16 protein-coding genes are annotated in these 19,557 nt (G+C 35.1%); 11 read left to right on the top strand and 5 right to left on the bottom strand.

Annotated elements, in window-relative coordinates:
- The first annotated feature begins 284 nt into the window (after window positions 1-284).
- Both EJA19_RS08375 and metK read left to right on the top strand, forming a co-directional pair.
- Complete coding sequence (locus EJA19_RS08375) at window positions 285-1,562, top strand: ammonium transporter (protein ID WP_125467912.1); 1,278 nt, start codon at window positions 285-287, stop codon at window positions 1,560-1,562.
- A gap of 245 nt (window positions 1,563-1,807) precedes the next feature.
- Complete coding sequence (metK, locus tag EJA19_RS08370) at window positions 1,808-3,061, top strand: methionine adenosyltransferase (protein ID WP_125467911.1); 1,254 nt, start codon at window positions 1,808-1,810, stop codon at window positions 3,059-3,061.
- Window positions 3,062-3,106: 45 nt separating this feature from the next.
- Here metK and EJA19_RS08365 read toward each other — a convergent pair whose 3' ends face one another.
- The gene (locus EJA19_RS08365) at window positions 3,107-3,841 is read right to left on the bottom strand and encodes a GLPGLI family protein (RefSeq protein ID WP_125467910.1); all 735 of its coding nucleotides are present in this window, start codon (window positions 3,839-3,841) and stop codon (window positions 3,107-3,109) included.
- A 127-nt stretch (window positions 3,842-3,968) separates the two neighbouring features.
- On the opposite strand from EJA19_RS08365, the gene EJA19_RS08360 reads away from it, so the two are divergent.
- Window positions 3,969-4,748, top strand: a complete 780-nt coding sequence (locus tag EJA19_RS08360) for a hypothetical protein (protein WP_125467909.1) — start codon at window positions 3,969-3,971, stop codon at window positions 4,746-4,748.
- A 3-nt stretch (window positions 4,749-4,751) separates the two neighbouring features.
- On the top strand, window positions 4,752-5,366 hold the full coding sequence (locus tag EJA19_RS08355) for a deoxynucleoside kinase (RefSeq protein WP_125467908.1): 615 nt from the start codon (window positions 4,752-4,754) through the stop codon (window positions 5,364-5,366).
- Window positions 5,367-5,429: 63 nt separating this feature from the next.
- Here the strand turns inward: EJA19_RS08355 and EJA19_RS08350 are convergent, their stop codons facing one another.
- The 4 genes from EJA19_RS08350 to EJA19_RS08335 form a co-directional block, all read right to left on the bottom strand.
- Complete coding sequence (locus EJA19_RS08350) at window positions 5,430-7,853, bottom strand: sodium-translocating pyrophosphatase (RefSeq protein ID WP_125467907.1); 2,424 nt, start codon at window positions 7,851-7,853, stop codon at window positions 5,430-5,432.
- Window positions 7,854-7,974: 121 nt separating this feature from the next.
- Window positions 7,975-8,502, bottom strand: a complete 528-nt coding sequence (locus tag EJA19_RS08345) for an inorganic diphosphatase (protein WP_125467906.1) — start codon at window positions 8,500-8,502, stop codon at window positions 7,975-7,977.
- Between the two features lie 71 nt (window positions 8,503-8,573).
- A complete protein-coding gene (locus tag EJA19_RS08340; protein ID WP_125467905.1) occupies window positions 8,574-11,096 on the bottom strand; it encodes a DUF5686 and carboxypeptidase-like regulatory domain-containing protein in 2,523 nt (840 codons plus the stop codon).
- Window positions 11,097-11,162: 66 nt separating this feature from the next.
- Window positions 11,163-12,140, bottom strand: a complete 978-nt coding sequence (locus tag EJA19_RS08335) for a pyruvate dehydrogenase complex E1 component subunit beta (RefSeq protein ID WP_125467904.1) — start codon at window positions 12,138-12,140, stop codon at window positions 11,163-11,165.
- 293 nt (window positions 12,141-12,433) lie between these two features.
- On the opposite strand from EJA19_RS08335, the gene EJA19_RS08330 reads away from it, so the two are divergent.
- From EJA19_RS08330 to EJA19_RS08300, 7 genes are all read left to right on the top strand, one after another.
- Complete coding sequence (locus tag EJA19_RS08330) at window positions 12,434-13,180, top strand: electron transfer flavoprotein subunit beta/FixA family protein (RefSeq protein WP_125467903.1); 747 nt, start codon at window positions 12,434-12,436, stop codon at window positions 13,178-13,180.
- Window positions 13,181-13,201: 21 nt separating this feature from the next.
- On the top strand, window positions 13,202-14,161 hold the full coding sequence (locus EJA19_RS08325; RefSeq protein WP_125467902.1) for an electron transfer flavoprotein subunit alpha/FixB family protein: 960 nt from the start codon (window positions 13,202-13,204) through the stop codon (window positions 14,159-14,161).
- A gap of 142 nt (window positions 14,162-14,303) precedes the next feature.
- Window positions 14,304-14,924 carry a bifunctional nuclease family protein gene (locus EJA19_RS08320; protein ID WP_125467901.1) on the top strand — a complete coding sequence of 207 codons (621 nt, stop codon included), beginning with the start codon at window positions 14,304-14,306 and terminating at the stop codon, window positions 14,922-14,924.
- 7 nt (window positions 14,925-14,931) lie between these two features.
- Complete coding sequence (locus EJA19_RS08315; protein WP_125467900.1) at window positions 14,932-16,647, top strand: nucleoside transporter C-terminal domain-containing protein; 1,716 nt, start codon at window positions 14,932-14,934, stop codon at window positions 16,645-16,647.
- A gap of 92 nt (window positions 16,648-16,739) precedes the next feature.
- Window positions 16,740-17,564 carry a thymidylate synthase gene (locus EJA19_RS08310; RefSeq protein ID WP_125467899.1) on the top strand — a complete coding sequence of 275 codons (825 nt, stop codon included), beginning with the start codon at window positions 16,740-16,742 and terminating at the stop codon, window positions 17,562-17,564.
- A 10-nt stretch (window positions 17,565-17,574) separates the two neighbouring features.
- Window positions 17,575-18,498 carry a dihydrofolate reductase gene (locus EJA19_RS08305; RefSeq protein WP_125467898.1) on the top strand — a complete coding sequence of 308 codons (924 nt, stop codon included), beginning with the start codon at window positions 17,575-17,577 and terminating at the stop codon, window positions 18,496-18,498.
- 2 nt (window positions 18,499-18,500) lie between these two features.
- The gene (locus EJA19_RS08300) at window positions 18,501-19,550 is read left to right on the top strand and encodes a DUF6340 family protein (protein ID WP_125467897.1); all 1,050 of its coding nucleotides are present in this window, start codon (window positions 18,501-18,503) and stop codon (window positions 19,548-19,550) included.
- The last annotated feature ends 7 nt before the right edge of the window (window positions 19,551-19,557 follow it).

Here is a 19,557-nt window from a genome sequence, read left to right as displayed (position 1 = left end):
TAGATTCTGTTTTATAAAAAAAGAGGAAAGTCACTTCTTAGCTATCTATTAAAACATCTTGTGTAAGAAAGAGACTTTAAACATCAATAAAAAAAATCAATTATATTAAACAACCCTCATTTTTTAGGGGTTAAAAATTAAAAAACAATAAAAATTAAAAAAACACCCCTATTAAATATACACTCAAAAATGTTTTTATATAGATTTACTAAAAACAATCAATTTCTAGTTTTAAAAATTAAGCAACTAAAAAAGCATACTAATCAGCAATTTTAATTAATAAAATGTACCCTACTATCTTTTCATCATTATTAATAAATCAAGATATTTTAGCAACAAAAGGCGACATGGGAATGCTCTGGATTCTTATTTCTGGTATTCTTGTATTTTTCATGCAGTCTGGTTTCACTTTAGTAGAATCTGGCATGACGCGATCAAAAAATGTTGTTAACATTGCTATGAAAAACATATTAGATATTGCCGTAGGCTCTCTTGTTTATTGGTTAATAGGATATTCACTAATGTATGGCTCTTCTAATGGTTGGATAGGTTGGGACGGTTTTATGTTTAATCAAGGCCCTGCTGATTTATTTTTTCAAACAGTTTTTTGTGCTACAGCAGCGACTATAGTTTCTGGTGCTATTGCTGGCAGAACTAAATACTCCACTTATATTGTATTTTCCTTAGTTATGACAGCTCTTATTTACCCCATAGCTGGCGGTTGGCAGTGGAACAGCAATGGCTGGTTAGCCAATCTTGACACACCTTTTATTGATTTTGCAGGATCTTCTATTGTTCACTCTGTTGGTGGATGGGCTGCTTTGGTAGGCGCCTGTATTGTTGGTCCGCGAATGGGAAAATACATTAACGGCAAGCCTGTTATAATTCCTGGACACAACAAGCTTTTAGCTACATTAGGTGTTTTTATACTTTGGCTAGGGTGGTTTGGCTTTAATGGCGGCTCACAACTTGCTTGGGGTGGTAATGATGCTGTTAGCGCATCAATGGTTATTTTGGTTACCAACTTATCGGCTAGTGCTGGAGCATTAGGAGCTCTTTTTACAACATGGCTTAAAGATGGAAAACCCAATCTAGACATGACCCTTAATGGTGCTTTAGCTGGGCTAGTAAGTATTACAGCAGGATGTGGCAATATGACTGAAGGCGGCGCTGTATTAGCTGGCCTAATTGGCGGTATTCTTGTGGTGTTTTCTATGGAATTTATAGAAAGTAAACTTAAAATTGATGATGCTGTTGGGGCTGTCTCAGTTCATGGCGTTGCTGGTGCATGGGGAACACTCGTTATAGGACTTTGGGGAGTAGATGGCGATAAAGCTATTGGGTTATTTAACAGCGGAAGCATCGCCCAACTTAGTTCCCAGGCTATAGGAGTGTTATCATATGCCTTATGGGCGTCAATTATTGCATTTATTTTCTTTTATATTCTTAAAAAAACGATGGGACTTCGAGTATCTAAAGAAGAAGAAATACAAGGATTAGACCTTTCAGAACACGGCACGATAGCGTATCCTGGAAAACGACAAAGAGAAATTCATGATTAATCATGCCCTTGATTAGTTTTTTTATGTTGATTGAAAGCCCTGAAGTAACCTTCAGGGTTTTCTTTTTTTATTAAAATACAACGTGTTCATTTTTCAGAAACATAATTATTTGTACTTTTGCTTCGATAATTTTTTGAGGAAAGATTTGAACTGATTGCAACCTCATAAAAAAAATGCTAAAGCAGTAACCTTTACTCCTTTAGTTTCCTTTTGCAATTCAGTTAAAAACATAAAAAAACTTTAAGATGCCATATTTATTCACATCTGAAAGTGTTTCTGAAGGACACCCAGATAAAATAGCAGATCAAATAAGCGACGCCCTAATCGACAACTTTCTTGCTTTTGATAAAGATTCTAAAGTAGCCTGCGAAACTCTAGTTACCACTGGTCAAGTTATTTTAGCTGGTGAAGTAAAATCGAACACTTATTTAGACGTTCAGCAAATAGCTAGAGACGTTATAAATAAAATAGGTTATACTAAAGGCGAATATATGTTTGACGGGAACTCTTGCGGTGTACTCTCGGCTATTCATGAACAATCAGACGATATAAACCGTGGTGTTGATCGTAACAACAAAGAAGAGCAAGGTGCAGGAGATCAAGGTATGATGTTTGGTTATGCTACCAAAGAAACTGATAACTACATGCCATTAGCATTAGATTTATCGCATACTATTTTAAAAGAATTAGCCGCTTTACGAAGAGAGAATAAAGAGATTACTTACTTACGCCCTGACTCGAAAGCACAGGTCACAATTGAATACAGCAATGACAACATACCACAACGTATAGATGCCATTGTTGTTTCTACTCAGCATGATGATTTTAACAACGACGATGCTATGCTAAGTAAAATTCGTGAAGACATTAAAACCATTTTAATCCCACGGGTTATAGCTAAACTTCCAAAACACATACAAGCGTTATTTAACGACGATATTAAATATCATATTAACCCAACTGGAAAGTTTGTTATTGGTGGGCCTCATGGAGACACAGGCTTAACAGGACGCAAGATTATTGTAGACACTTATGGTGGAAAAGGCGCTCATGGCGGCGGTGCTTTTTCTGGAAAAGATCCTAGTAAAGTAGATAGAAGCGCAGCCTATGCCACAAGACATATTGCTAAAAACCTTGTTGCAGCCGGCCTTTGCGATGAAATTTTAGTACAAGTTAGTTATGCCATTGGTGTTGTGGAGCCTATGGGTATTTTTGTTGATACTTACGGAACTAATAAAGTAAACTTAACAGACGGCGAGATAGCTCAAAAAGTTTCTGAAATTTTTGATATGCGTCCGGCAGCTATTGAGGAAAGGTTAAACTTAAGACAACCTATGTACAGCGAAACAGCAGCTTATGGCCATATGGGAAGAAAAAATGAAACGGTTAAAAAAACCTTCACACAACCCAACGGAGAAAGCATCAACTTAGATGTTGAACTTTTTACCTGGGAAAAACTTGATTATGTCGACACCATAAAACAAGCATTTAACCTATAAAAAAAGCCTCCAATTTGGAGGCTTTTTTAGCACTATACTATAAGTTTACTGCATTTCCATCAACTTCTTTTTTACAATGTCGCTATACTCACTTGCAGTAACTTTTTTTCCTTTTGATGGCTTTATAATTTCGGTTTCTTCTGAAGGATTGAGAATTATTTTAGAACACTGAATAGATATTTTATCTGTATTAATCTCTAAAATTAAACCTGGTAATCCCCAGTACTCTGCGGGTCCTTGATTTACCGCTATTTCTTTTGCGTACCATGCTGTAACTTGCATAGATATAGAGGTTCCATCTGCTTGTGTAACATTAGTCAAAGCTGTTGCTTTATTACAAGTATATTCGCCTATTTGCTTGGTTTCTTCAGCTTTCTTCCATTCTAATTCTGCTAAGGAACCATCTATTAAAAAAGCCTCTCCAAAAAAATCTTGTTTAATAAGGACTTTTTTCTCTTTAGTGCTTTTATACATTGTTTTGTAAGAAGAACCACTAGTCATTAGTTGAAACCCTCCTCCTTGTCTGGACTCTTCTTCGCTATAAACAGATTCTGATTCATTAAAATTTAATACATAAGTTTTTTCTAACTTATGTTTCATGCGACTAGCAATTATCTTTTTTTGTTGCTCACTTAATTCTCGTTTTCCTAAATTACCTAAATCAATAGTAGTTTTATATTGATAAATAGCTTGTCCGTGAATATTTTGAGCAGAAATAGCATTTGAGAATAGCGCCAAAAGGACAGTAAATAAAACAATAGTAGGGCTTGCTTTTTTCATTATAAGTAGGGTTTTTCTAATAGTTTTTAGACTAAAGTTAGGACTAGTCTATTTATTTTTTTGTATTTAAGGAACTAAAATATGAATTATCTAGTTTATTCTATCTTTGAACAAAAGAAAATTAAACATGCAGAAGTTTATTATCTTAAGTCTCTTTTTGTCAACTTATATGTTTTCTCAAGAAAACATCACTACAAAACCAGTAGACACTATTGATATTCAAACAAATACAAGCTGGGTAAACCTAGATGATTTTGGCACAACTTACTATATAAAAGAAAATATATTCTACAAACTTACTGAACATAATCATTTTAATTATAGCAATTATCAACTAGGAAAACCATCAACTGTAAACATTTTTAACCCTTTAAAAATCAATCTCTTTTACGAAGATTTTAATACCCTTATTGTTCTTGACAATAGATTAGCAGAAATTTTTAAAGTTGACTTTAACACTATTCAACCTTACAAAAATGTTTCATGTGTTAGTACTGGCAACGATAATTCTGTTTGGTTATTTAACATAAATACACAAACACTTGAGCTTTATGATTATAAAAAGAACACTATAAAAGCTAAAAGCCTTCCTATAGAGGAACAACCAATCTCGATAACAAGTGATTTTAATTTTTGTTGGCTACTAACCACTAAGCACATTTACAAATACAATTATTTTGGTAGTTTAATTTATAAAATCGAAAATAACGGTTTTGAAACTATTTCTCAATTTAACGAAAAACTGTATTTGGCTAAACAAAATAAAGTTTACCTCTATGATGAAGATCATTCTAATTACAGAAAAATAGACACCCCTAATTTGTTAATAAAACAGTTTTTCGTAAACCACGAAACCTTGTATATTTACACAGGAAAAACCTTAAATAAACTCCACCTAAAACTTTAACATATGCACTTTGCTGTAGCAGGAAATATTGGCGCAGGTAAAACAACGCTAACCAAACTTTTAGCTAAACACTATGCTTGGGAACCTCAACTAGAAGACGTTGTAGATAACCCCTATTTAGACGATTTTTACAACCAAATGGAACGTTGGAGTTTTAATTTGCAAGTGTACTTTTTAAATTCTCGGTTTAGACAAGTACTTCAAATTAGAGAAAGTGGTAAAGATATTATTCAGGATAGAACCATTTACGAAGACGCCCACATTTTTGCTCCCAATTTGCACGCTATGGGCTTAATGACGAATAGAGACTTTGAAAATTACCGTTCTTTGTTTGATTTAATGGAAGAACTTGTACAAGGGCCCGATTTATTAATTTATTTAAGAAGTTCCATTCCTAACCTGGTTAAACAAATTCATAAACGAGGTAGAGATTACGAAAATTCTATAAGTATTGATTATTTAAGCAGATTAAATGAACGCTACGAAGCTTGGATTCATGGTTATGAAAAAGGCAAATTACTTATTGTTGATGTTGATGATTTAGACTTTGTTTCCAAACCTGAAGATTTAGGAAATATTATAAATAAAATAGATGCCGAAATAAACGGTTTATTTTAACCTCATCTATTACTATAAACTAAAAAAGCCTCGCACTTGCGAGGCTTTTTTAGTTAATTCTAATTAGTTATCTTTTGGCTCAACATCACCTACTTGCTTAAAACTGGTCGCTTCATTTTTTAAAGAATCTATTTTCTTTAACACTTCGGCTTTAGTCCCACTAATTACAAGTTCAGTAATAATAGGGGTACCATCATTAGAAACAGTTGTTGTCTCAACAACAGCTTTTGCCACATTATCATTAATCACTTTTAGATCAACAAAAACCTTTTTAATTTCATCGTTTTTCAACTCAACAACCTCTTCGGTTGTTAATTCAGCCACACCTTCTTCTGTTGAATGGCCTCCCAATATAGGCGCGATAACCAAACCAACTAAACAGGTTAATTTTATAAGAATGTTCATGGACGGCCCTGAAGTATCTTTAAACGGGTCTCCTACTGTATCGCCTGTAACTGCTGCTTTGTGCGCATCCGATCCTTTGTATTCCATTTTTCCATCAATCTCTACACCTGCTTCAAAAGATTTTTTAGCGTTGTCCCAAGCACCTCCAGCATTATTTTGGAAAATAGCCCACATAACACCCGATACACAAACACCAGCCATATAACCTCCCAATGGTTCGGCACCAAATATTAATCCGATTAAGATTGGGGTAATAATAGTAATTAAACCAGGAACAATCATCTCTCTTAAAGCAGCCTTTGTAGAAATATCGACACATTTAGCATATTCTGGCGTTCCTGTTCCTTCCATAATTCCTGGAATTTCTTTAAACTGTCTTCGCACCTCTTTTACCATTTCCATGGCAGCTTTACCTACTGATTGCATGGCTAAAGCTGAAAAAATTACAGGAATCATACCACCAACAAATAGCATGGCTAAAACATCGGCTTTAAAAATATTAATCCCATCAATACCTGTAAATGTTACATAAGCTGCAAACAGCGCTAAGGCTGTTAATGCTGCAGAGGCAATAGCAAATCCTTTACCAACTGCTGCTGTCGTATTTCCAACGGAATCTAAAATATCTGTACGTTCGCGAACATGCGATTCTAATTCACTCATTTCGGCAACACCACCAGCATTATCTGCTATGGGTCCAAAAGCATCAATCGCTAATTGCATAGCCGTTGTGGCCATCATAGCCGATGCTGCTAAAGCCACACCATAAAAACCAGCTAATGTATAAGACCCATAAATTGCTGCTGCAAAAAGAATAACCGATAAAAATGTTGATTTCATTCCTACAGCTAAACCGGCAATAATATTGGTTGCAGCACCCGTTGAACTATTTTTTACAATATCTAAAACTGGCTTTTTACCTAAACTCGTATAGTGTGCAGTAACGACTGATATTAAAGCTCCAACGGCCAATCCTATACATGCCGACCAGAATACATTCATTGAAGATACCTCAACATAGCCTTCTCCAAAAAACTTCATACTCATGGTTTCTGGAAGCATATATTTAATCAGTCCAAAACTAGCTCCAAGAGTTAAAACAATAGCTACCCAGTTTCCTGTATCTAAAGCTTTTTGTACTTGAGACTCTTTGGCATCGTTGTTAGAAATTTTCACTAAAAATGTTCCTATAATAGAGGCTAGAACACCAACTCCTGCAATAACTAATGGTAACAAAATAGGTCCCATATTATTGAAACTATCTGTAAACGGTCCGTTTACAGACATATCTTTAATAACGTAATTACCCAGAACCATGGCTGCTAATACAGTAGCCACATAAGATCCAAACAAATCGGCTCCCATACCAGCAACATCACCTACATTATCTCCAACATTATCGGCAATAGTTGCAGGGTTACGTGGATCGTCTTCAGGAATTCCCGCTTCTACTTTTCCAACTAAATCGGCGCCTACATCGGCAGCTTTAGTATAAATTCCACCTCCTACTCTAGCGAATAATGCAATAGATTCTGCACCAAGTGAAAACCCTGCTAAAGCTTCTAAAGCAATTGTCATTTCAGAATAGAAGGATGCTTCACCTGTAACAAACATTTTGACAAAAATGAAAAACAATAAGCTTAATCCTAAAACGGCTAATCCTGCCACGCCAAGCCCCATAACAGTTCCGCCTCCAAAAGACACTTTTAGAGCATTTGGCAGGCTTGTTTTGGCAGCTTCGGCAGTTCTTGCATTGGCTTCGGTAGCGATTCTCATACCGACATTACCTGCTAGAGCTGAGAAAAACGCCCCAATTACAAAGGCTACTATTATAATCCAATGTGTGGTATCTACTAACATTGAAATAACACCTAAAGCTATAGCTGCAATTACAACAAATACTAAGAGTAATCTATATTCTGCTCCGAGAAAGGCTAATGCGCCATCTTTAATTGATTTAGATATACTTTGCATTCTTTCATCTCCTGGCGCTTGTTTTTTCACCCAAGACATTTTCACGAACATAAACAATAGGCCAACTATGGCTAACGCCATAGGCACAAAAATCATATTTGATTCCATATTAAATATTTAAAAAATTGGTTTATTAGTTAAGTGAAGGTAAATGTAGGAAAAACAATGAAAACAAAAAACCTCTTAATAAAATTAAGAGGTTTTTATAAAAATCGTAATATTTTAAGGACTATATTGTAAAACTTCCTTTTTCTTTATGCTCGCTATTATTATAGCGCTCTACACATTTATTGTAAATCTCCATAGCTTCTTCTGCATTTCCCCAACCACCAACGTCAACTTTTTTCTTTTCTAAGTCTTTATAAACTTTAAAAAAGTGTTCAATTTCTTTAATTCTATGTGGGTTTAATTCGCTTAAGTCTTTATACCTATTCCAAATAGGGTCAGATACAGGCACGCAAATTAATTTTTCATCTGGTCCTTTTTCATCGGCCATATGAAACACTCCTATAGGTTTTACTTCCATTACACATACTGGAAATGTTGGCTGATGCCCCATAATTAAAACATCTAATGGATCGCCATCTAATGCTAATGTTTCTGGAATAAATCCATAATCTCCAGGGTACATCATAGAAGAGAATAACATACGATCGAAACGGATTTTTTTCAATTCAAAATCGTACTCATATTTATTTCTACTTCCTTTTGGGATTTCTATTAAAACATCAAACGTTTTTTTCTCTACGTTACTCATAATTAAATTTTAAAGGCTGCAAATATACGGCTTACTCTCTATTTAGGCAATAAATACGGGTTGTGTTTTTATTAAAAATTAAACCCAAAGCTTCCTGTAATACCAAACTTTCTCGCATTGGGACGTTCAAGATAATTTCCTCTAAAATTAAAGTCTAATCTAAACACCTTAAAGATATTGCCTACACCAAAACTATATTCCCAGTATATTTTGTCTTTTGGTGCAATATCGCCTGCTGTTAATGTGTTGTAGTTTAGCGTAGATAACGCTGGTTGACTTAAAGCAATATTATTGTTTGAAATATCGCCCCAAACACCTCTTACACTAACTATCTCACGTAAGTTTAACTTTCTTAATAAGGGAATTCGCGAAAAAAGACGTCCGTTAAAGTTATGCTGTAAATGTAATGTTGTATAAGTATCTGTCACAAATTCATAATAATCCATTTGTGAGAATGTATTATAAATTGAGAAGTATGACTGGTTTCCTGGCACCACGCTTAAAAGCCCTAAAGGCACATCGCCAAATATTTTTCCTGCCTCTACTGTAGAGTTTAATACACCAAACCCTCCTATTCGCCAAGGTTGTATAAATGAAAATTGCACTTTGGTGTAATCGAAATCACTTCCAAATACACCTTTATCGCCTCGAGTCACTTGCGCAAATAAGCTAGTATAATAGTCGTTTGAAATTAATCGTTCTACACCATAACCAGACATTCTTCTGTTTGGAAAGTAGGATAGTGATAAGCTGGTTTCAAATTGTTTTATATGCGATCTGATTGCTCCTGTTTCATCAAAATAATCTAAACTGAATGTCGGCGAAGCCGATTCGAGCGTTCTATAACTTCCTGTGACTCTAAAAATAAGATTTTTTGCTGGTTCTAATTCTAATGCGCCTCCTGTTACTGATATAGTTGTTAGCTTATCATTTATACCTGTTCCTATAATAGAGGATGAAATAAGGCTTCTTCCTAAAATATCGGTTGATGTGGTAAGACTAGCGCCTATTTGTTCGACATCTTGCCGATAGCCTGCAGATACAATTAACCTATTCTTCTTGTTGATTAACCATTTCCCTGTTATACCATACTTGAATTTTTCGTCTTTAAATCCATAGGCTGTAAAACCTTCAACTCGCCACATATCGTTAGTTCCAAAGTAGGTTCTTCCTCCTGTTCTAAGTCGTAAACCTTCAACATCATTATAGCCTACAGTTGAAAAAATAGGGCCATAATCGAAATTAAGCTCATCAAACTCGACATACCCAGACACTAAAACGGTTCCTAAGTTATATAGCCTTTTGAATTTTTTTACGGTTTTTAAGGTATCTAACATTTTATAAACACCTTTTTCATCTGTATTTAATTCCTCCATTCGATTTTCATTCCAGAATGTTTCATCGCGAGAGTAGGCTTCATCGTTAGGGTTAAACACGTCTTTATTATAAAAGCTTTCTGCCTTTTCTTTATCGAACTCGTAATTATCGTATAAGGTTGTACGCTTTCCATACACACCACGAGAAGATTCTTTTTTCTGAAATGAAAAATCGGACATAAAATAATCGCGTTTTATTAGGAAAACACTATCATTTAACACTTCAAACTCCTGTTCAATATAAATATCTTTTACCCAGTTGATGTTTGCACTTTTAGAGGCGTGCATATTAATCTCTTTAATGGCGTACGTCGTGTCGGCCACCCAAAAATCACCTTTAAAGGTTAATTCGTTTTTTCGTCTAGGGTAATATATAATGTTGTAGCACCATTTATTATCAATAAATGTACTATCAGATAACACATAGTTGTAGGTATTAATTCCTGTTCTAGAAATAGGGCTAACAAAGCTTTTATCGAAGAATTTCAAGTAGTTATCGTAAACACTATAATCGGAATAAAGGTCTTCTATAAAATCAACTACAAATTGGTTGTTTTCAAAGCCTGAGTTTTTATTGCCTTTAAGTTTTTCTTTTTCTTTATTTAAGTTGTTATCGCCATAAACTTCGCTTACCGACTCGTTAATAAAAATAGGGAGATATGTTTTTCCTGTAACGCGAGATGTATCTACCTCGTTAAAAATAAACTCCATACCTTTAAAAATGCGGCTTTCCATTAAGGCGCTATCTACATTGTTTAAATCGAATTCAACTTTCTCGTACTTATCGTACTTATACTGTTTAAACTTATTTAAACCATTTTTTCGTTTTCGCTGCCATATTTTTTTCAGAATAGCAATTGCTGGATTTTCATCTTCGTCTTTAGATTGTTTCCCTGTAACAATAACCACTTCCTGTAACGCATCGGCTTCTTCTTTTAAGGTGAATTTTAAATCGTAATTAACACGTTTTTCCAAAGGATATTCTATGTTTTCAAAACCTACGTAAGTTACCATAAGTATTTTCCATGTGTTATCGGACTCTAGGTAAAATCTTCCGTTTTCATCGGTAATCGTTCCTTCTGAAGAATTTTTAAAAAACACATTAGCATAAGCAGCTGGCTCGCCTAAATCGTCATAGACATAGCCACCAACTTTGGTTTGCGCAAAAATTGCACAAGAACACAACATCAAATATGTTATAAGTAGATTAAATTTCATTCTTAACAAAAAAACTTCATCAACAGTTATGCCGATGAAGTTTTTTATATGTAAAAATTGTAAAAATTATTTATATAATACCTTCTTCACAGCCTTAATTACATCGTTACTGTTAGGCAACCACTCTTCTAATAAAACGGGCGAATATGGTGCTGGGGTATCGGCTGTATTTATTTTTTCAATTGGCGCATCTAAATAATCAAATGCTTTAGATTGTACTTGATAAGTAATCTCTGTTGCAATGTTTCCAAAAGGCCAAGCTTCTTCTAAAATCACTAATCGATTTGTTTTCTTTACTGAGTTTAAAATCGCTTCATGATCCATTGGTCTTACGGTTCGTAAATCAATAATCTCACAAGAAATGCCTTCTTTCTCCAATTCGTCTGCCGCTTTGTAGGCTTCTTTTATGATTTTCCCAAAAGATACAATCGTAACATCATCCCCTTTACGTTTAATATCTGCAACGCCTAATGGAATTAAATATTCGCCTTCTGGCACCTCTCCTTTATCGCCATACATTTGCTCACTTTCCATAAAAATAACAGGGTCATCATCACGAATAGCCGATTTTAATAATCCTTTTGCATCATGTGGGTTTGATGGCACAACAACTTTTAATCCTGGGCAATTGGCATACCAGCTTTCAAAAGCTTGAGAGTGTGTTGCTGCAAGTTGTCCAGCAGATGCTGTTGGGCCACGAAATACGATTGGACAGTTAAATTGCCCGCCCGACATTTGGCGTATTTTTGCTGCGTTATTTATAATTTGATCAATTCCTACTAAAGAGAAATTAAACGTCATAAACTCTATAATAGGTCTATTGCCATTCATAGCAGAACCAACTCCTATTCCTGCAAAACCTAGCTCGGCAATTGGTGTATCAATAACACGTTTTGCACCAAACTCATCCAACATACCTTTAGAGGCTTTGTATGCTCCATTATATTCTGCTACTTCCTCACCCATTAGGTAAATGCTTTCATCACGACGCATTTCCTCGCTCATGGCTTCAGCTATAGCTTCTCTAAATTGAATTGTCTTCATTTATATTTATTCTTTTAAACAGGAAAGCAAAAATAGGAATTATTCATAAAAAACACCGCCTAAAAAAGGTTTTGTTTTTTTCTCCTAACATTAGGCTTAGCAATACTTTTAAAAAGGTATTTACAATTATAATATTCTTAAAAAAGCCTGTTCTATTTTCACTAATTGATTGTAATATCTATTTTTTTTATTTAAAAACCTAAATTTATTATGCATGCATAACAAATAATCCAATTAAAATACCTAACTTCGTGGTCTCAAAAAAAGTAACACTCAAAAATCATAAAATCGATATGAAAATATTAGTATGTATTAGCCACGTGCCTGATACGACTTCAAAAATTAACTTTACCGATGGTGATACAAAATTTGACACTAACGGTGTGCAATTTGTAATTAATCCTAACGACGAATTTGGTCTTACGCGTGCCATGTGGTTTAAGGAAAAACAAGGTGCTAGTGTAGATGTTGTTAATGTTGGTGGTGCAGAAACCGAGCCAACCCTAAGAAAAGCCTTAGCTATTGGTGCAGATACTGCAACACGTGTAAATACTGAAGCTAAAGATGGTATGCAAGTTGCCAAAGAATTAGCAAAAGTGGTACAAGATGGCGGTTACGATTTAGTGATTGCTGGTCGTGAGTCTATCGATTATAACGGTGGGATGGTTCCAGGAATGTTAGCTACTTTATTAGATGCCAATTTTGTAAATAACTGTATTAGTCTTGAAGTTGATGGAACTTCTGCAAAGGCCGTTCGTGAAATTGATGGTGGAAAAGAGTCTGTTTCTACGTCATTACCTCTAGTGATTGGAGGGCAAAAAGGTTTAGTTGAAGAAAGTGACCTTCGTATTCCTAATATGCGTGGTATTATGATGGCTAGAAAAAAACCATTGAATGTCGTTGAGCCAACAAACGCTTCGGCTGAAACAACTTCGGCATCATTCGAAAAACCTGCACCAAAAGGTGATGTAAAATTAGTAGATGCAGACAATGTAGGTGAGTTAGTGAATTTACTTCATAACGAGGCTAAAGTAATATAAATTCAAATCCAAAAAGAAATTATGTCAGTTTTAGTATATACAGAATCAGATAAAGGAACATTCAAAAAAATAGCATTAGAAGCAGCGTCGTATGCAAAAGCTATTGCCGATAAAATGGGAACAACAGTTACCGCAGTTACAGTTAATGCCGACGACACCTCGGTTTTAGGCAACTACGGTGTAGACAAAGTATTAAAAGTAAACGATTCCAATCTAGACGCCTTTAACGCTAAGTCTTATGCTAGCGTTATGCAACAAGCTGCCGAAAAAGAAGGCGCTAAAGTTGTTGTGGTTAGCTCTAGTGCCGATAGTAAATATATGGCACCTGTTTTGGCCGTGAATCTTAATGCAGGATATGCTTCCAATGTTGTTGAAGCGCCTTCAAACACATCGCCATTTACGGTGAAACGTAATGTATTCACAAACAAAGCCTTCGCCAATACAACTATCGATACCGATGTGAAATTGGTTGGTTTATCTAAAAATGCTTTTGGTGTTGTTGAAAATTCAGCAAGCGCCACTGAAGAAGCATTTTCACCTTCTTTACCAGAATCTACGGTAAATGTAGAATCTGTTGACAAAGTAACTGGTAAAGTAACCATTGCCGATGCAGAAATTGTAGTGTCGGGTGGACGTGGACTTAAAGGCCCTGAAAACTGGGGAATGATTGAAGACTTAGCAGATGTACTAGGTGCTGCCACAGCATGTTCAAAACCAGTAAGTGATTTAGGATGGAGACCACACAGCGAGCACGTTGGGCAAACAGGAAAACCAGTTGCATCAAACTTATACATTGCCGTAGGAATTTCCGGAGCTATTCAGCATTTAGCTGGAATTAACGCTTCCAAGGTAAAAGTGGTTATCAATACAGATCCAGAAGCACCTTTCTTTAAAGCTGCTGATTACGGTATTGTTGGCGATGCTTTTGAAGTGGTTCCAAAGCTTATCGAAGAATTAAAGACATTCAAAGCTCAGCAATAAATATTTTTTTCATAAATTGTATTTATTAAAGGACTGTTTGAATTGCACTTTACAGATTACTGCCTATATCGTTTTATAGAAAATTTGTGTCTAGCAGTTGGTAAAGTCTTAATTTAAACAGTTCTTTGTGTTTTATATTTCTATGAGTTTAGTTCGTCTTAACATAAAAGGAATTTCCTATAGCCAAACCCAAAATGGCGCTTATGCTCTTATTTTAAACGAAGTAGATGGCGACCGGAAACTCCCTATAGTCATTGGCGCTTTCGAAGCACAATCTATTGCCATAGCTTTGGAAAAAGAAATTAGACCGCCAAGACCACTTACCCACGACTTATTTAAAAGTTTTGCCGATAGGTTTGATATTGTTGTAAAACAAGTCATTATTCATAAGTTGGTTGATGGCGTTTTCTATTCTAGTTTAATTTGCGAACGCGATAAAATTGAAGAAATCATAGACGCTAGAACTAGCGATGCTATTGCATTAGCTCTACGTTTTGAAGCACCTATTTTTACGTATAAAAACATCTTAGACAAAGCAGGAATATACCTAAAAGTAAGCCCTAAAAAAGAAGACGAAGAAACCGAAGACAGTATTTTAATGGATGATTTGGTTGCCGAAGAACTTGAGTCTGAAGCACAATCGTCAGGCGACAACTACAAAGACAAAACCTTACAAGAACTTCATAACCTATTGGATGATGCCGTTGCGAAAGAAGACTACGAAAAAGCAGCTAAAATCCGTGATGAAATCTCTAAACGATAACAAACCAATGAAACAGTTTTTACTAGCGCTATTCGCTATTTTTTTTGGACTAAGTACTACTCTTCAGGCACAAGAATTAGAAAAAAAATGGCAATTCGAATCCATTACAGATAGCTCAGGTAAAAACCTTTTTAGCATAGACACAACCGATGTTTTAAACCTTAACGAAAACACGTTTTCTTATTCGTTATTAGCTAAAGACACACTAAATGCTTCTGGCGATTTTATACATCAAAATAATTTATTGGTGTTTTATTACAGCCAACCAAACGACACCATTAGACGTTACAAAATAAACGAACTCACCGATTCTACATTAGTCTTTGCTGAAAATAATATTAAGTACGCTTTTACAACAAGCACACAACCCAATGTCGTTTCAAAAATAAACACCAAAGAGAACAGCATTATCCCTAGCCAAGGTTTTACACTAAATAGTTTTTTACGAGGTGCACTAGGAATGCTATCACTTATTTTTATCGCCTTTCTTTTTAGTAGCAATCGAAAAGCCATTAACTGGAAAATTGTTGGTATTGGTTTAGCTTTTCAACTTTTAATTGCCATAGGCGTTTTAAAAGTAGATTTTATAAAAGCGATGTTCGAATTTGTTGGAGGCTTATTCGTACAAGTTTTAGAGTTTACTAAAGCAGGAAGCAAGTTTTTATTTGAAGGACTTGTGGTAGACATGGATACTTTCGGGTTTATTTTTGCCTTTCAAGTATTGCCAACCATTATATTCTTTTCGGCTTTAACTTCAGTATTATTTTATTTAGGTATTATTCAAAAAGTAGTAAAAGGCATGGCCTGGTTACTTTCTAAAGCTCTAAAAATTTCTGGGGCTGAAAGTTTAAGCGTAGCCGGAAATATATTTTTAGGACAAACCGAAGCACCACTTTTAATAAAGGCTTATTTAGAAAAAATGAATAAATCTGAAATCCTTTTAGTCATGATTGGTGGTATGGCAACCGTCGCTGGTGCTGTACTTGCAGCATACATAGGATTTTTAGGAGGTGATGACGAAGTGTTACGTTTATTTTACGCCAAACACCTTTTAGCAGCATCGGTTATGGCAGCACCTGGTGCTATAGTTATCTCTAAAATATTATATCCACAAACCGAAGATGTTAACACCGATGTTTCCGTTTCGCAAGAAAAAATAGGCGCAAACTTTTTAGATGCCATTGCCAACGGTACTACCGAAGGCTTAAGACTTGCCGTTAATGTTGGTGCTATGTTATTAGTTTTTGTCGCTTTTATAGCCATGTTTAATGGTATTTTAGGCTGGATAGGAGACGTCTCAACGATTAATACTTGGGTATCAAACAACACTAATTACAGTAGTCTATCTCTTGAGCTTATTTTAGGCTACATTTTCGCACCGCTTATGTGGCTTATTGGTGTTGCCAAGGAAGATATGATGATGATGGGACAACTGTTAGGCATTAAACTAGCTGCTAGCGAGTTTATAGGATACATTCAACTTCGTGATTTAAAAGATGTCACCAAAGCTACGCATTTAACTTACGAAAAATCTGTAATTATGGCCACGTATATGCTTTGTGGTTTTGCAAACTTTGCGTCCATTGGCATACAAATTGGTGGTATAGGTTCTTTGGCTCCTGGGCAACGTAAAACCTTATCAAAGTTCGGCATGAAAGCCTTAATAGGTGGAACCATAGCATCATTAGTATCGGCTACTATTGCAGGAATGATTATTGGGTAAAACTCGTTAATAACTTTTCATAGAATTACAGGGTTAAATCACTTTGATTTAACCCTTTTTTATATTTTTATTTTTCATAAAATGATAGTGACATGAAGCAATATTTAGACTTGGTTAAACACGTTTTGGAAAACGGCAATGAAAAGGGAGATCGTACAGGAACTGGCACAAAGAGTGTTTTTGGATATCAAATGCGATTTGACTTAAATGATGGTTTCCCTATGGTTACCACAAAAAAATTGCATTTAAAGTCTATTATTTATGAATTACTTTGGTTTTTAAAAGGAGACACTAATATTGACTATTTAACTAAAAACGGTGTGAAAATCTGGAACGAATGGGCCGATGACAATGGTAACCTAGGACCAGTTTACGGCCATCAGTGGCGTAACTGGAATAGCGATGAGATTGATCAAATCAAAGATGTCATTGAAACCTTAAAAAATAATCCTAATAGTAGAAGAATGCTGGTTTCTGCCTGGAATCCTTCGGTTCTACCAGACACTTCTAAAAGCTTTGCAGAAAATGTAGCTAACGGCAAAGCTGCGCTTCCACCTTGTCACGCATTTTTTCAATTTTATGTAGCTAACGGTAAGTTATCATGCCAGCTATATCAGCGTAGTGCCGATATATTTCTTGGTGTCCCTTTCAATATTGCCTCATATGCGTTATTAACCATGATGATGGCTCAAGTTTGTGGTTATGAAGCTGGTGATTTTATTCATACCTTTGGTGATGCTCATATTTATAGCAACCATTTTGAGCAAGTACAACTACAATTAAGTCGCGAGCCAAGACCACTGCCTAAAATGATATTAAACCCAGAAGTAAAGGATATTTTTGACTTTACTTTTGAAGATTTCACCTTAGTTGATTATAATCCGCATCCACGCATTAAAGGTGCTGTGGCTGTTTAATAAGAAGATTATGTTCGGAAAAAAAAAGAAAACACCCCAAATTGACAAAGAGCAATTAGAACTCATTGAAAATGCGCAACGTCGTGTTAAACAAAAAAAACGCTTATATGCTCACTTTGTCATTTTCTTGATTGGTGCTATTTTTTTAATTGTGACCAATACGGTTTTGGGCATAGGAAAAGACGTGCAATTTTTTGGCATTGACTGGTTTGTGTATGCCATTTTGTTTTGGTTGTTCTTGTTTATCTATCACATTTTCAATGTTTTTGTTACCAATAAATTCATGGGCAAGGATTGGGAAAAACAACAGTTGGACAAACTGGTAGCCAAACAACAAGACCGTATAGAAAAACTAAAGCAAAACTTTATAGAAGAGGAAACCATCCAAGCTAAAGCTGAAGCCAAAAAAGAGATTGAACAGCAAAAAAAAAGTTCTAAAACCAAAGAACTTACTATAATTGTTGCAGTTGGTGAAGATAATGCTATTGGCAAGAATAACGATTTAATTTGGCATTTAAGTGACGACCTAAAACGGTTTAAAAAATTAACATCTGGTCATCATATCATCATGGGAAGAAAAACATTTGAAAGCTTTCCAAAACCACTACCAAACCGTACGCACATTGTTATTACCAGACAACAAGATTACAATGTCCCCGAAGGCATTATTGTTGTTAACAACTTAGAAGACGCCTTAGATGCTGCCAAAAATGATGAACAACCGTTTATTATTGGTGGCGGCCAAATCTATAAACAAGCTATGCCTTTAGCCGATAAAATAGAATTAACACGCGTACATGATACTTTTGAAGACGCCGACACATTCTTTCCCGAAATAAATGGTAATCATTGGAAAGAAATAAGTCGCACTAAGCATAACAAAGACGACAAACATAAGCACGACTTTTCATTTATCACCTACTTAAAACACTAACTATGAAATTCATTTCTAAAACTGTTTTTTGTCTAGGTTTAGCAGTCATGACGTTTAGTTGTGCCACAACAAATCGCCTTACACTTAGTGTTACAGAGCCTGCACCTGTATATATAGATAAAGACATCTCCCAGATAGGTATACTCAACAGAAGTTTGGCTACTGATGAGAATCAAATTCTCGATAAAATTGATAAAATTCTTTCCATAGAAGATAAAAATTTAGACGAAGATGGTGCGAATTATACCATAGAAGCTATTAAAAACCAACTTTCTAGAAACAACAGATTTAAATCGATTAACATTATAGAAAGCAATAAAGTTGAAAACCCTGGGCTTGGTATTTTCCCAAGTGCTATTCCTTGGAATGTGATAGAAGAAATCTGTTTAGAAAACAATATCGACGCTATTATTTCACTTTCTTTTTACGACACCGATGCCACTATAAATTACACCACAAATACAGTTCAAAAAGTAAATGCCTTTGGCATTAAAGTTCCTGTTATAGAACACCAAGCAACTATAAATACCTTAATTAAAATTGGTTTTAGAGTTTACGACAATCAGTCAAAACAAATTTTAGATGAGATTATAGTCAATCAAACAAGTACATCAACAGGAAAAGGAGTTAATCCTACTAAAGCTATTGAAGCACTTAAAGGACGTAGAGAAGCAGTGTTACAAAGTAGCACATTATTAGGGCAAGATTATGCCTTAAGAACATTACCATATAAAATTCGTGTTTCTAGAGACTACTATGTAAAAGGCACCAATAATTTCGAAATTGGTAAACGCAGAGCTCAAACAGGAGATTGGGACGGCGCTGCCCAATTATGGGAAAAAGAGCTAAATAACCCTAAACCTAAAATAGCTGGTAGAGCTTGCTACAACATGGCTATTATTAACGAAATTAATGGTAATTTAGAGCGTGCTTTACAATGGGCTTCTAAAGCTTACACCGATTATAATGACAAGATTGCTTTACGCTATGTAAACATTTTAAAACAACGCATGCGTAAAAACGTCATTCTTAACCAGCAACATCAAGATTAGCACTTTT

The organism is Mangrovimonas spongiae (genome assembly GCF_003944795.1).
Classification (GTDB): domain Bacteria; phylum Bacteroidota; class Bacteroidia; order Flavobacteriales; family Flavobacteriaceae; genus Mangrovimonas; species Mangrovimonas spongiae.
Note: the sequence above shows the minus strand (reverse complement) of the source record. Positions and strands in the feature narration are given on the sequence as shown.